Genomic DNA, 15,370 nt, shown 5'->3' on the forward strand with positions numbered 1-15,370 from the left:
AAATTTACGTCAAGATCCATTAACCTACGATAAGGATGATTATCAGTGGTTAGTATCATGAATTCAAGCGATCTTGAAACGAACCAATATAATGTTATATTACGTGTTATGTAATATGTTACTAAATAATCCGAGAGGAATCACCATGGCCCGTGCCGGAGTCACTTATCACGATATCGCTAAAGCCGCTGAAGCCATTAAAACGCAAGGCCAGGAACCCACGGTGGATCGGGTGCGCGAACACCTGGGCACCGGCAGCAAAAGCACCATCGCGCCATTGCTCAAGCGTTGGCGGTCAGACAATGGGGAGGCGGCCGATGTCAGTGGGCTGCCGAACGACCTCGTCGAGGTGGTAAAGTCCCTGCATGAGCGGGTACAGCAGATGGCCGACCACCGTATCGAACAAGCTCGCCAGGAATTCGAGACTTTAAAGGAAGAACTCCGCAAAGAGTTGACCCATGCCGACAACACCATGGCGCAACTAACTGCCCGACAACGGGACCTGGAGAACCAGACCGAACGGCTGAGCAAAGAAAAAAGCGAGCAAAGTCGGTCCCTGGAAGACGCGCGTGTCAGCCTGGCCAAGGCCGAGTCCCAGCGGGACGAAGCTGCTGCACGGATTGTTGAATTGAAGGAGAGCGTTGCGGAACTCAAACAAGAAAATAAGGATATCCGCGATCATTTCGAACATTACCAGCAGCGTACTGCCGAAGACCGCCAGCAGGAGCGCGAACAATTCCGTTCAGTTAACCAGGGGCTGAACGATCAGATCCAGGATCTGCAACACCGGCTCGCCCAGGCTGAGTCGAGAGCGTCAGAGCTGTTTGACGCCAATGTGCAGTTACAACGACATGCCGATGAATTAAAACGGGCCAATGGGGCGCTAAATAGCGACGTGAAGGGAAAGATAGAAGATGTCCAGAACCTGAAACACGAGCTTGAAGAAGCCGTGGCAAAGTGCCGGGAATACCAGCATCAAAATGATCATTTGGCGCAAAACATGGCCGTGCTCACCACTCAGAAAGCTGATGTTGATAAGCAAGTGGCCGTCTTATCCCAAACACTGGAGACCACAAAAACCGAATTGAAAACCACCCAGGATAAAGCGGCGCTTCTGATCGACGAGAATAAAGTCATTCTTCAGGAAAAAGCCGTGATCCAAGGTCAATTTAAACAGCTCCAAAGTTCGCTGTAGCCGGATGGATGTATTTTGAGCGCCCGGCAGCTTAATGGTGGAATCGTCGTAGCTCATCAAATTTGTCGGTTCTTCCACTTGAAGCTTCTGTGCTTCTTCACATCAAGGATCTTTTGCCAATGAATCTGCTGTCAATTTTCACAATATTTGTAATTACTGCGGTTGCCGAAATTGTAGGTTGTTATCTGCCGTGGCTGGTACTGAAACAGAACAAGTCGGTATGGTTGTTAATTCCTGCTGCGCTTTCGCTGGCGTTATTTGCGTGGCTGTTGACGCTTCACCCAACGGCGGCAGGTCGCACTTATGCTGCCTATGCGGGCATATATCTGGGCGTTGCTCTCCTCTGGTTGCGTATTGTTGACGGAGTGGCGCTCACCCGTTGGGACATCGCGGGGGCTTTGGTCGCATTGGTAGGGGTTACCATCATCGTTATACAGCCAACGGCCGGTTAGGCAAGGCGCCATAATGTTGAATAATATCAGCCGCTTATGCTCAAAGTGGCTAAATCCAACGCTTTTACCGGCCGGACCTCAACGTTCCGCTATCCGAATGGCCATATCACTTGTGGTATTAGACAAGAAAATGGCAAATTCCTCGCCACCAATCCGACCAATAGTATCAAAGGGTCTTATTTCCTGTTGGAGTGATTGGGCTAGCTTTTTAAGTACCAGATCGCCAATTTGATGACCAAAGTTATCATTAATTGATTTAAAAAAATCCACATCAATAATCATTAACGACATAGGTACAGACGCATTTTCGCAATTATTAAGGCTGGTTTTAACGGTTTCAACAAAGCTTCGCCGATTCGCCACCTGGGTTAATTCATCGGTAAGTGCCATATATTTATATGAAGAGAGGGAAGACTGCAGTGTTTGTTGGGTTACTTTCTGTTTGGTAATGTCTTTTATATGCACTAACAAGTAACCGTTTTGGTTGAGTTGTTCGGAAAAGATAAACCAGCGGCCGTCAACAAAATCCACTTCAAATAATCGGTATTCTCGTGAACGCCTGACGCTGCGAACATATTTTAGAAATGCATCAATATTACCTGAATCAACTTTTATACCACGGCCAGTGGCTTGATTAATTTTTAAAATATCCTCAAAGCAAAGCTTGCCAACATCGGAACGATTGATGGACATAATGTCCAGATAAGCATCATTACAATAAACCAACTGATCCCGGTCATTAAATAATCCATATCCATCATTTTTAGAATGGATAAACGACATCAGAACATCGACGTAATCGTTTGTGTTGTTCATACAAAACCAGTAAATCGCTAATCTCAAAATTAATTTTAGTCTAAAAGATTCAATCAGCTATTTTTTGAAAATCAACCGGATACGGTCAGCTACTCAATGTTCGAAATTATTATTTAATTAAATTTAATTCTAAAGAGTAGAGCACCAATGTAAGTGCAAACAAGGACTAACTATTAAATAAAGCAATATAATTAATTTAACATAATATACATTATGAGAATATGCATAAAATTATCAGAATGGCAGAATCACTATATACGTGTATATAGGTCGCACGTCTCACTGTCATTTTGCGCACAGCGTGTTTGTTATTAAATGGTTTGAGTTCGAAAATTGTCGCTGGGACATTATTAGGATGTGCAGCTACGTGAAATCTGAATCAGTCTTCTTGGAGCTAGCTCAAATATTTCACGTAGCGCAGTTTTCGAAATGGAGAATTTAGATTCGCTTACTCAGTTCAAGTAGACGTTGTTATCCCGGCCGGGATATTTTTCGAAAATATCGCAGGATTTCACAGGCTAAGATAAGTTAATGGAAATGCTTCAGAGTTAAGAGGCTTAGTGTCTTTGCTCTGGAGTTTCAGTTACAAGATCTGCTTTTGCAAATCTCAGAATGCCCTCCATATTATCGAACTGATCAACATTGACACCTAAATGTTTTATCTCGCCCACAATATGGTCATACACCTGAACAAAGTTGGCTCTATCGAGAGTTGGGCGTTCAACGGCAAATAATGCTCTATCTGGCATGACAACATTATTATTTATTAATTTTTGAATTCGATTAACCCACAGCTCGCCGTGTTCAGCAGCCTTCAAGGGAGTAAGTTGATCGAAAGCCAATGGTTTGATCACACGAATACCCTGCTCTGTTTTTCGAACAAATGGTACAGTGATGTCGAAAATACCGGCCTTTAAAGTCTTCTCAACATATTTAACAGGTAATTTAGTTTTGAAAGTTTGCCTCAACACCCTAACCATTTGCTTTTCGCGATAATCATCATTAACGAAATTGCGAGCAACAAAACGCTGATACAGGTTTTCAAGTTCTACTATGTCGTTTTCTTCACCCATCTTCCGCCCAACATTGCCGAAATGAACTACAGATTCGCGATGACGCGTTAATTCACCAAAGTAATCAACCAGTTGTTTACCGCGTATACCATGGTCAATGCAGTATTGTTGGATACGGTCTAATTCAGCGGTAAAGGTATCAATCGCATTCTTGTATAGTTTCCCATCCAAGTCTTCGAAAAACTGAGTTACACGGCCAAAGCGCTTGGGAGCGAGTTTAAATAAAAATCTTCCTGTCTTGGGTGCGATCAACACTACACCTACATTGGCAAACTCTCTGGTTTCAATAAAGGGCATAAAGCGCACGACTGCGTATTGATAAACAGTATTGAAATTGCTTTTCATCGTAGAGCCCTCCAGAAGTCAACATGTTTGAATGCGTCCAATACTACCCTTATTCGTTCTATTTCGCCAAGCGCATTAGGTATCTCGTCTAGCCACTCCCTCGGAATGGAGCCAATAATTGCATCCAAATCGTTTAGAGTTTGTGCAAATTTTGCCGTGTAATAGTCCCGATCGATTTCAGGCTCAAACATATCGGCTTGGCCTTTAAACATAAAGTTAGCGACATGAAAGTCCTTGTGATTTTGTACACTAAAGTTAGGTTCAAATGCCAAATTATGATCAAATATTACAAGTGATGCAGAGACAAGATTGAAATACAAGTTGGGGTTTCCACCACTTTCAGTAAGTGTTCTATCGCCATTATGAATCCAGTAATCGAACATGAACAAATCCCTTAGAACTTGACGGTCAGAGCGATATAACAATTCGACATTAACTTCAATCAAACAAGGTTTTAAAACTGAACCGAATGCGACACCGCTACCAAGACTCATCAATAAGTCTGCGTCATATTCAACTAAAAAGTCATCAATATTAACCAATGCAAAATCAGGGATAGCTAAACCAAAACGCTGTCCTAAATTTGCGGCTATCCATTCATACAAACAACCTTTGAATGTTGCATTGAGGCGTTTAACTACGTATTGATTATTATCATCACCCAAGCAAAGCCAAGGTTCAGTTTTGCCTTGTGTCATTTTTTGTTGGATTTCGATGATGTTAATCATTGGCTGTTTACCTAAAAGCAATTGATTTCAAATCTTTAGCCACGGGCCCAACCCAGTTCGACTAATACAAACCAAAGGCAGTTTAGTGCCAGATTGGCGTCTTCCTGAGAGACAGGTCGAGTTTTATGCTTTTCCTTCTCATTACTTTTACCACGTGGATGCAGCCTGCGAACAATCTCTGCACTGTGGATAATCAAGTCTTGTCCGTTTGCATTGGAGTTTTTAGCATTAGCTTGATTCTTTTTAATCCGATGGTTAATTCCCTGGCCCAATTCTAATTCTAAGTTATCTGCCAGTGTACCCAACACAATAGACAATGCGTTTCTGCAAGCATCGACAGTTTCGATTGCGCCAATTCTGTTAGCGGCTATTTCAACATTCTCAAGTGCATCTTGTATTAGCGTTTGGGCAATTTCAGGCACCTGGTTTAACATAAGTTCCGGAACCGCCCCAAAGCTGGTCATGGCTTTCAGGGTCAATAATGGTTTGCCATCAAATTGCGTTTCAATGGATAAGATTTTCCAATAGGTATGATGAGGCGATTTGCCTAAAATAACTTTGGGTAATGGTGATAATTGACGCAGTGAAGTAAGAGAGTCTGCGTTATAACTGGTAGCTTCGAGTTCTTGTGCTTCACCTTGATCCCACCCTACTCGCTTTAAATCAGTTCGTCCAAAATCATGGACATGCCAAGGGTCATTGCGGCCTAAAACCTCAGTGTAGACTCTGCCTCGACGAATTTTGGTAATGGGATCAAAGCTATCTTCGCGAAAAATCATACTTGTTGAAGTACGACCCTGTTGCATCTCAACACCGACAAGTTCTATCGGCATAAGTGGCACATGGTAATTTATCGCTATGCCCGCGCTACTATTGCCTTCATACAGTCGGCCGGAGCGCTTGCATATTCCTAGTTCATTCATAAATTTCGCCTGTGACAATATTTTTCAACTCATTAATAGTGTTCATAACACCTGTTCCACAATGGCGTCGGTGAGGTGCAGTTGGGTGGTTTGGGCTTGGTTTAAATGGGCTTTCAGTGAGTCACATAAGGCCATTAACTTATCAACTTTAGCGACTATGCGTTTTTGTTCTTCGAGCGGAGGAACTGGAGATACTTTCTTTTTTAAATCCCCTAGTAGTAAGTTATTTATCGCACTACCGCCTGACTTATTTAGAAAATTGTGAGTTTCTGACTGAATAAATAAAGCCGCAAACCTGTTATAAATATAACCTTTGGCAACTTTTATAACTGCCACGCTTTTTTGAAAAGTAGTTTTCCTAGTGAAGTCATTATTTTCAACTAGCGCCATTTTCCCAATCGTAGCACCTGTATTTACCATACATATATCACCAGGTTCTAAGTTAGTCCTTTGATGAACCTCAGAAAATTCAGAAAACTCTATTTGTCTGGCTTTTTCGTAAACCAACTTTCCATTTTGAATATCTTTTGCAGATAAAAAGTAATAGCCAGAACCTTCCAAATTTACACAATCTCCGTGTTTCCCATCCGTAATTAACAACGTAATTTCCTGTAAACGACTCCAACTCCACCCCGATGGCAGGGCATATGGCTTTTCTTCCTCTGTGATGGGGGGCAGTGGCTTTTGCTTTTTGATTTTACCGGCTTTGATTAGGGCCTGTTTTTCTGCAGCGATGCACTCCAGTAGTTTGGAAGCGGGTTCGTCGTTGGGGTCTTGTTTGACGAGTTTGCCCATAACGGCCAGTTGCAGGATGGTTTGCTTTAGCTGGTCGATGCTGTCGTCATTTGTAAACAGTACGTCAAAGTGGGCGCTGATGCGCAGCCAGCTGTCGTTGAGTTCATCGGCGCATTTGGCGTTGGTCAGGGTAGCTAGCAGGGTTTCAACTAAGGTCTGATGCGCCTGAATACTGGCCTCGGTCTCCGTCTCTAACTGATCACATAGGGCCATTAATTCATCTACTTTAGAAACAATGCGATATTGTTCGGACAAAGGCGGTAAATTGATAATCAGCTCGCTGAACCTGTTAGAAGAGATTCCTCCTATTATCCCTGTCATTGCTTCACTAAATTGACAAAAAAACGTAGGTGACAAGTATGTATATAAAATAAATTTAGAACTTACATCTCCAAATAATTCATTAGCAAAAAGTTTATTCCCGAAACAAATATCTTGGTTGGCAATGCCGCATTTCTTACCAGCACTCCCTCCTTCTGCACAGATTAAAACAGAGTTACTGTGCGCTATTTTGAATTTAGGTTCATCGAAAGGTATTAGGACACCATTGTTGTAATCGAGAGACTTATATCCATAATCAACATCTTTTGTGGCAATAAATGGTAAGCCACTATCTAATCCAGTATATTTTTGTTCCTTTAAACGAGAATTTACGCTATTACCGTTAAAAATATTACCTATATTTCCTAACCTAATAAAAGCCGATCCATCGGGTAACTCAAACGGTTTTTCATCTTCAGTAACTGGCGGCAATTGCTTTTGCTTTTTTATTTTGCCTTCTTTTACTAATCTGGATTTTTCCGCTTCTATCTTTTTAAGCAACTCACTAGCTGGTTCATCATTGGGGTTTTGTGGGACCAATTTACCGCGCACCGCCAGCTCCAGAATCAGTTCCCGCATCTTTTTAATACCATAAATATCCAGCTTGCTGGTGCGTCCTCGTCCGGCGGCGGATTTGGTTTTGACCGCCGAGGTCCAGATATCCAGATTTTCGGTAATTATCGACTCCACAGACATCAGGCATTGCCCTCTTTGGACAGGACTTCGGCTAGTATGCCATTAAGCTGGTCACGCAGGATTTGGATTTGTTGCTGCTGGTCGGCGTATTGGGCGAGCAACTCTTCCGGGTCGTGGTTTTCCACTTCGCCTACATGGGGGTTTTTAATGTCCAGATTAAAGTTACGGGTAATGACCTCTTCGATAGAGACTTTCCAGGCCTGCTCGTTTTCGACCCGGCTGGCAAAGCCGTCTGCCTCACTGCCCCACCAGTCGATTTCGGTCTGAAATTCTTCAAACTTCATGGGTTTGGTTTTGGAATAGTTTTTAACGCCTTCCGGGTAAGGGTGCTCGTAAAACCAGATGTCTTTGGTGGGTGTGCCTTTGGCAAAGAACAGGATATTGGTTTTAATGCCGGTATAGGGGTTAAAAACACCATTGGGCAGGCGCACTATGGTGTGCAGGTTACATTCTTCGGTCAGCAGCTTTTTGATTTTGGTCTTTACGCCCTCACCAAACAGGGTGCCGTCGGGCAATACCACGGCGGCACGTCCACCGTCTTTGAGCACTTCGATAATCAGTTGCAGAAACAGATCGGCGGTTTCGCGGGTTTGCATCTCAGAGGGGAAATTTTTCTCGATGCCGTCTTCTTCTGTGCCGCCAAAAGGCGGGTTGGTGACAATTACATCGTAAATGGCATCCCAACTGGAAAGGGGCTTATTTAAGGTGTTGTCGTGGCGGATTTGCACCGGTACTTCAATGCCGTGCAGCATCATATTGGTGGTGGCTAAAAGGTGCGGTAACTGCTTTTTCTCGACCCCATGAATTTGCTTTTGCAGGGTTTGATGGCCACTGCCGGTATTGACGTAATTATTGCGAACATGGTCTACCGAACAGGCCAGAAAGCCCCCCGTACCGCAGGCCGGGTCAAATATTTGTTCGCCTAATTGGGGATCCAAACGATTGACCATAAAACGGGTCACCGCTCGCGGCGTATAGAACTCCCCGGCATTACCTGCGGCTTGCAGGTCACGCAAAATTTGCTCGTAAATGTCACCGAACACGTGACGCTCTCTGGAATCGGTAAAATCCACCTCATTAAGCTTGTTGATCACCTGGCGCAGCAGCGTGCCGTTTTTCATGTAGTTGAACGCATCACTAAAGGCTTCGCGCACTACAAAGCCACGCGGATTCTTATCAATGGGAGCAACCAGGTTTTTCAGATCCGGGAACAGGTCGTCATTGACGAATTCCATCAGTTCGTCACCGGTAATACCCTGCCCGTCTGCGGCCCAGTTTCGCCACAGGTATCTATCCGGAATTGGGGGACGGTAGTCATCCAATTCAAGTTCCAGTTCTTCTTCCTGGGCATCAAAGATTTTTAAAAACAACAGCCAGGAAAGCTGGCCTAAGCGCTGGGCGTCGCCGTCTACACCTGCGTCTTTACGCATAATGTCCTGGATGGATTTAATGACAGTACTGATAGACATGTTACTACTCGTTATTGTTATGGTTGTAAGGCCGGAAAAATGCTACGCCGATTTATCGGGAAAAGCGTAAATGGCCTGTTCTAATTCGGTTATTGCCAAGTCGTATTCGTTACGCCCACCAAAACCATCTTTGACAATTTCCTTAACCGAACCAATGTCGGTAAAGGGATGCACCTTGATGGTTTGCAGGTTCTCTACTTCCAGCACGCCAGCATCGGCATATTTATCCAGCAGTTTTTCCAGCACGGTCTGGGCTTTGTCTGTGTATTTGGTGAAATAATTGCGCTTTTTAACGTTATTGGCGCGTTCTTTTCTGGTTAAAGGTGGCTGGTCGAATACAACGTGGCAGATCATATCAAATGGATCGAGATCCTTCCCGACTTCCTGCTCCAGTGCATCCCAAATAATGCCTTCATTGGCCAGTTCATTGATAATGGTTTGTTTGCGTTCCGACTGGTTCCATTTACGCACAAATTCATCCAGCGTGGCGAACTGTTTGGTCAGGGTTTTACGGGTGTAATCTTTAAAGGATTCAGTCACCAGTTTGCCGTCGGTGTCGTAATACTGCACACGCTCGGCGACTTTATGTACCTTTACGCCATTAACATGGTACTTGTAGACCTTTTCTTCATCCTGCCAGTCATCACCGCCGATTTCACCATCGGGATAGTTGCTTGAGGTAATTTTATTGTCACCACTCTCTTCCTGATTAGTATCTTCGGCTTCTTTGCTTTCAATAACATCGTTAAAGTCTGAATCCGGGTCGTTAATATCCTTGGCCTTAGTCACAATTATTTTTTCTGGAATACCGTCGAAACGTTCATCGGCAAACAGTTCTGTAGCCTTTTTGAAATCCAAAATGGTAAACCAGAGCTTATTGTATTCCTCGTCGATGCGCGTACCGCGACCAATGATTTGTTTGAACTTGGTCATGGACTGGATAGATTGATCCAGCACCACCAGCTTGCAGGTTTTGGCATCCACCCCTGTAGTCAATAACTCTGATGTGGTGGCGATGACCGGATAGGATTTTTTACGATTTAAGAAGTTATCCAGCTGAGCCTTGCCAACATCATCATCACCGGTGATTTTCATCACGTATTTTTCATTTTTGGCCACCAGCTCCGGATTAAGATTAACCAGTGCACGGCGCATGCGATCCGCGTGGTCAATGTCGTTGCAAAACACGATGGTTTTGTCCATCGGATTGGTGCGCTTTAAGTAGTTGGTAATGGTTTCAGCCACCAGTTGTGTGCGCTCGTCAATAACCATGGTGCGATCAAAGTCTTTTTGGTTGTAGATCCTGTCCTCTATTGCATGGCCCCGTTTATCTACCTGACCTTTGGTGGGTCGCCACCCCTGTAGGTCGAGATCAATATCTACCCGCACCACTTTATATGGTGCAAGGAAACCATCCTCGATACCTTCTTTTAGGGAGTACATATAGGCGGGCTCACCAAAGTAATCGGTGTTGGACACTTCTTCGGTTTCTTTGGGGGTAGCGGTTAAACCTATTTGTGTAGCCGCACTAAAATATTCCAGTATTTCGCGCCAGGCGCTGTCATCGGCGGCACTACCACGATGACATTCGTCGATGATAATTAGGTCGAAGAACTCTGGATCGACTTGCTTGTAAGCTTTTTGATGTTCTTCCGGGCCGGTTAGCGCCTGGTATAAGGCCAGATGCACCTCGTAGGCAGGATCGACTTTACGACCAGTAATTTTGGTCATGGCCTGGCCGAAAGGCTGAAAATCATTGTTGCGCGTATGATCGACCAATACATTTCTATCGGCTAAGAACAAAATGCGTTTTTTGGCTTTGGCTTTCCATAACCGCCAGATAATCTGAAAGGCGGTATAGGTTTTGCCGGTTCCGGTTGCCATTACTAACAGCACCCGATTTTGCCCTTTTGACACTGCCTCGATAGTTTTATTGATAGCCTGCAACTGGTAATAACGAGGCGATTTACCGCTGCCGTCGTCATAGTAGTCTTGAGTAATTATGGGGAGTTGTTGATCGGTATAGCCTTTATAGGCGCAGAATTTAGTCCACAACACCTGGGGGCTGGGGAAGTCTTCTAAGGTGATTTCGGTTTCGAGCTGACTGGGATTGGTTTTATCGTGAAAAATAAAACCATCACCATTTGAAGCGAATACAAAAGGCACGTCTAAGAGATTGGCATAATCCAAACCTTGTTGAATACCCTTCCCTACTTCATGTTTGTTGGCTTTGGCTTCAATGACTGCCAGCGGCATCGACACCTTGTGGTAAAGCACAATATCAGCCGATTTCACCTTTTTACGCGCTGCCGCCATGCCGCGTACCACTACTTTACCATCGCGAAGTTTTACCTCCTGACGGATTTGGTACATATCATCCCAACCGGCATCCTTAATGGCAGGCATGATGTATTTGCTGATAATGTCGGCTTCGCTGAGTGCTTTTTTATTGATTGGAGCCACAATCAGTTCCTTAATCGTGTTTATTTAGTAATATCGTTACTTACAGCAAGCAGAACACCTATTGTTTTTTATGATTTTACTTTCTTTATGAAGAATAACAACGGGTTATATCAAACTACCATCTGTAAGCGAACCAGAATTTGTTAAGTGTTTCTCAAGCAATGTTAGTACTCTACTTATTTTGGTGATTTTATAGATAAGTTAGTGTGCGAACATTTTATGTCGCTACATGCGACAATGACCTGAAAGACCAATTTGACTGGTTTTTCGCGCAACATCGGGCACTAAACCGGTGAATTTTTGTCCCGACATGGTCGTGAAGTTCAGGTTGATTTCGGTAAGAAATAGTTCATTAGCACTTATAATTCTGCCTTCAGTATCCAGCGAGACATGTAACATTTCAGATTTTAGACTGGCAAAAATTTGTTCGTAAGCGGTAAGTTTTTCTTTAGCGATTGCTAATTTTTGCTCTGAGGCTTTATTGCTGAAGTTATACATATCTTGGAATTCCCTTAATTTAATATAAGTCGTAGCCCTGTGAGGCTTGTACTTACAATGTAGGAAATAAAATATAAATTCACTGAAATTTTTAACAATATCAATGCGTTAAATGTACCTTTGTTTATTTTTTAGAGAATTTATATTGAGTAAGGTTTATTTACAAAGCTAAAAAGCTCTCCGAAGAGAGCCTTTTTAATACAGACAATAAATAAATCTAAAGACGGGTAAAGGTTAAATTCACTATAGTTAACGGCGTTTTACCACTGTTAAGCAATCTAATTGTGTTTGTACCTTCATATAATGAAATATTATTTAGTGTGGCGAATTCTAATCCTTTTGAATCAGTTACTTTTGTTGATGCTGTCTGCTGATTATTGATCAATACCGATATCTGTCCTTTGGGATCTTCCGCTCGATATTTAATGCTAAGACTGTAACGACCTGCCTGTTGCGCATTTACGGTATATTGCATCCATTCCTGGTGAGTAAAGTCGTTAACAACCGGCTCTGATGCTAAATAGGTTATGTCGACACCATCATTTCTGTATGTCATGCCCTGGTTCCAGCGTTTACCTCCAGGCCGTGTACTAACGTTACTGGCCAGTTCATCATAATACCCTACTCCCTGCCCACCTAAATCATAATTTACAGCAGCGATACTGGTTTTATTAGTGATAACATTGTCTTTATAAGCACGGGCTTTTTTGTTGTGTGGCTGAATTAACATGGCGTCGGCAACATCCGGGTGTTTGATATTATTTTCGTATTTTACATCCTGAGTGAGTTGCATAAGTGCTTTGTAAGCATGTTCTGAACTGGGCTTTTCGCCGTTATTTAGCAGATAATTAACCACATCCAGATAGCCCTCATTGGCAGGCACCTGCAGAGGGTTATTTAACCTGATTTTTTTCAATGGCCAAAATGCCCATCCGATGCCATGGCTTTCGGCCAGACCAATAGCGTCGCTAAACCACTGATTGGAGTTCTCACCGGATTCACCCAACCAAACCGGCTTATTATATTTTTCACGCATGGCTAAATGCGTTTGAATGCTATCTGTGGTGGTATCGTTCCAGTATTTGTGGAAACTGATGGCCATATTATCATCCCAGTCTGGCGATATTCCCTGATAATTATTCCCCCAGCAGTTCCCTTCAATAATGATCATATGCTGTGTATCTTCACTGCGAATTGCCCTGGTAATATCTTTTAACAGGCTATCTAAAGGTTTATTACTGGTTTCATTACAACCATGTTTATCATCGACACTCTCAAATCCCCAGTTAGGCTCATTAATTATGTCATAGGCAGCAATCATGGGTTCATGTTTATAGCGACGTGCTAATTCTTTCCATAACGCAATGGTTTTATTACGGTTTTCATCGCTTTGCCATAAAGATGGCAAGCTTATATCGCGGTCGGAAATATTAATGTCATTGCCCTGCCCGCCCGGGGCCGCGTGCAGATCAAGGATTAAATAAATGTTATTGGCTTTACTCCAGGCCAGTAACTCATCAACCATATCAAAGCCTTTTGCCAGCCATGTTTGCTCGCCTTTCACCGGCTCCTGTTCGACAGGTAATGTAAATAAATTAAAATGCATAGGTAAACGCACTGAGTTGTATCCCCAGTTTGCCATTGCGTCGATATCTCTTTTGGTAATAAAGTTTTTAAGCCAGGCATCATAGAAATTTTGTGTTTTTTCAGGCCCAATAAGTTCGCTAAAGGCCTGTTTTATTTTGGTTTGTGTACCAATTGGACCAAGCTCCAGCATATAACCTTCCTGAAGCATCCAGCCACCTAAGCCCATTCCACGTAAAATGAGAGGCTGGTTGTTACCATCAACTATTTGCTGTCCCTCTGCATGCACAAATCCCTGTTCTGCCTTAGCGTAACTGCTGACAGATAATGCAGTGAAGAAGATTGCAATACTGGTTAACCTGATTTTATTCATTAATCTGAACCTCTTAATTGTAATAATTTTATTAATGTAAGGTTTCAGAAAATAACACACATACCATGAAATGTAAGCGCTTTCATGAATATGTATGTATCAAAGGGTTACCTAGGGGGAAATATAGTAGTGAGATGGCAGGCTAATTAATTTTAACCGATTTCGACACGATTACGACCAGACATTTTGGCTTTGTACAATGCATTATCTGCCCGTTTAAATAAGGTATCAGCATCGTCATTATGTTCATAACAACTTACCCCAATGCTAACTGTAAATGCAGGCAAATTATCATCACTAATAATGGCGATATGCTGTCGTATGGCTTCCGCTGTGACTCGTGCAGCCCCAAGGTCTATTTGTCTCAACAAAATGGCAAACTCTTCACCGCCTAAACGATAAATATGATCAGTCGCACGCAATCTGGAACGCAGACGGCTAACCAACATTCTCAGGACTTCATCGCCCGCATCATGACCATACTTATCATTAATGGTTTTGAAGTGATCGACATCCAGTAATAACAAACTCAGATAACTGCCTCGGGCAGCCAGTTTAAGTTCCACCTCTATTTGTTCATCCCATTTATGACGATTATAGGCATTGGTTAATTTGTCACGAGTTGCAATCTCTAACAGATGCTGTTGAATTTCTTCTCTGTCTGTCAGGTCCTGAGACAGACGTTCCATCATGCGTTTTAGTTCACTTTCAAGTTCGGTTAACTCATCATCCCCCTTTTGCATGTCTGGCATGACTTCATCAGGTTGCATCGTTTTAATTGAATGATTAAGTATTTGTACCTGGCCTTGCAAACGACCAATACGTTGTCTGAAGGTTTGAATAATATAAAGAGTAAGATAAATTCCGATTAATAAAGCACTGATACCAAGTACACTATTTACCAGTAAAAAATCCCTTTCATGTTTTTCGGTATAACTGGCAATTTGCTCTGTGAGGTTTTCAATTGATTTAAGCAACGACTCAATTCTACTATCCAGAACCAGATCCTGTTCATCTACTTTTTGCCATATTTGGAACTGATCATGCGTGGCATTGATGGCTGTTAAGAAATGTTGCTCGAATAACTGTCGTTGTTGATGTAACTTTTCCACCTCTTTAATAAATGTCCGGTGCTGTTCACGGTCTACCCGAATATTACCGTTGTTAAGACCGTGTCGGACAATATCTACTGCATTATCGAGTTGTTGAGATAATTGTTGGTTGAACTGATTAAATTCCTGAATAAGATTATGTTTATTCGCCTGATTACCTGTTGATTTATCAAGATATTCAACTTTTTCCATTAACAAATGTTGATGCAATTGCAGTATTTCAACTTCATCCATGACATCCGTTAACGGGATATCTATTTCAGCGACTTCACGCATTTCAGTATCGATTTGCTGTAGTGTATGCACCGAATAGATGATAACCAGGAACAAAAAGGATAAAAGTATGGCCGACAGGCCACCAATTTTTCGGGTGAGTGATGGGGAAAACCAGTTAAACATCAGAACTACATCTATACCTCAAGTAATTGAAATTCTATCAAATTTTTATCGGTAACAAATTTATACAGGCGTAAATTATGCGTAATAATTTACGCCTGTATAAGAGTAGCTATTGGCCTGTACTCTCC

General features: G+C 42.7%; 12 protein-coding genes. 2 read left to right on the forward strand and 10 right to left on the reverse strand.

The genetic code is table 11. The annotated features are described in order from the left end of the window. Window positions 1-145 precede the first annotated feature (145 nt). Entirely contained in the window at window positions 146-1,195 is a 1,050-nt protein-coding gene (locus H8B19_RS13895) for a DNA-binding protein (RefSeq protein WP_011711649.1), read from the forward strand. Window positions 1,196-1,314: 119 nt separating this feature from the next. Then, complete coding sequence (locus H8B19_RS13900; RefSeq protein WP_040133149.1) at window positions 1,315-1,647, forward strand: YnfA family protein; 333 nt, start codon at window positions 1,315-1,317, stop codon at window positions 1,645-1,647. Window positions 1,648-1,725: 78 nt separating this feature from the next. Here the strand turns inward: H8B19_RS13900 and H8B19_RS13905 are convergent, their stop codons facing one another. The 10 genes from H8B19_RS13905 to H8B19_RS13950 all read right to left on the reverse strand — a co-directional run bounded on the left by H8B19_RS13905 (window position 1,726) and on the right by H8B19_RS13950 (window position 15,242). Continuing rightward, a complete protein-coding gene (locus H8B19_RS13905; RefSeq protein ID WP_186507492.1) occupies window positions 1,726-2,463 on the reverse strand; it encodes a sensor domain-containing diguanylate cyclase in 738 nt (245 codons plus the stop codon). 557 nt (window positions 2,464-3,020) lie between these two features. After that, complete coding sequence (locus H8B19_RS13910; protein WP_186507493.1) at window positions 3,021-3,881, reverse strand: DUF3037 domain-containing protein; 861 nt, start codon at window positions 3,879-3,881, stop codon at window positions 3,021-3,023. Further along, complete coding sequence (locus H8B19_RS13915) at window positions 3,878-4,609, reverse strand: HipA family kinase (protein WP_186507494.1); 732 nt, start codon at window positions 4,607-4,609, stop codon at window positions 3,878-3,880. Before H8B19_RS13915 ends, H8B19_RS13910 begins: the two co-directional genes overlap by 4 nt. A 35-nt stretch (window positions 4,610-4,644) precedes the next feature. Next, a complete protein-coding gene (locus tag H8B19_RS13920) occupies window positions 4,645-5,532 on the reverse strand; it encodes a hypothetical protein (protein ID WP_186507495.1) in 888 nt (295 codons plus the stop codon). 42 nt (window positions 5,533-5,574) lie between these two features. Further along, complete coding sequence (locus H8B19_RS13925; RefSeq protein ID WP_186507496.1) at window positions 5,575-7,344, reverse strand: restriction endonuclease subunit S; 1,770 nt, start codon at window positions 7,342-7,344, stop codon at window positions 5,575-5,577. Next, window positions 7,344-8,813, reverse strand: coding sequence for an N-6 DNA methylase (locus H8B19_RS13930; RefSeq protein ID WP_186507497.1), 1,470 nt, complete (start codon window positions 8,811-8,813; stop codon window positions 7,344-7,346). Before H8B19_RS13930 ends, H8B19_RS13925 begins: the two co-directional genes overlap by 1 nt. 42 nt (window positions 8,814-8,855) lie before the next feature. After that, complete coding sequence (hsdR, locus tag H8B19_RS13935; protein WP_338401531.1) at window positions 8,856-11,276, reverse strand: EcoAI/FtnUII family type I restriction enzme subunit R; 2,421 nt, start codon at window positions 11,274-11,276, stop codon at window positions 8,856-8,858. 225 nt (window positions 11,277-11,501) lie between these two features. Beyond that, window positions 11,502-11,774 carry a hypothetical protein gene (locus tag H8B19_RS13940; RefSeq protein WP_186507498.1) on the reverse strand — a complete coding sequence of 91 codons (273 nt, stop codon included), beginning with the start codon at window positions 11,772-11,774 and terminating at the stop codon, window positions 11,502-11,504. Between the two features lie 217 nt (window positions 11,775-11,991). Further along, entirely contained in the window at window positions 11,992-13,731 is a 1,740-nt protein-coding gene (locus H8B19_RS13945) for a cellulase family glycosylhydrolase (RefSeq protein ID WP_186507499.1), read from the reverse strand. 152 nt (window positions 13,732-13,883) lie between these two features. Beyond that, entirely contained in the window at window positions 13,884-15,242 is a 1,359-nt protein-coding gene (locus H8B19_RS13950) for a GGDEF domain-containing protein (RefSeq protein ID WP_186507500.1), read from the reverse strand. Window positions 15,243-15,370 lie beyond the last annotated feature (128 nt).

Origin of the sequence: Neptunicella marina, assembly GCF_014270035.1 — a bacterium.
GTDB lineage: Bacteria > Pseudomonadota > Gammaproteobacteria > Enterobacterales > Alteromonadaceae > Neptunicella > Neptunicella marina.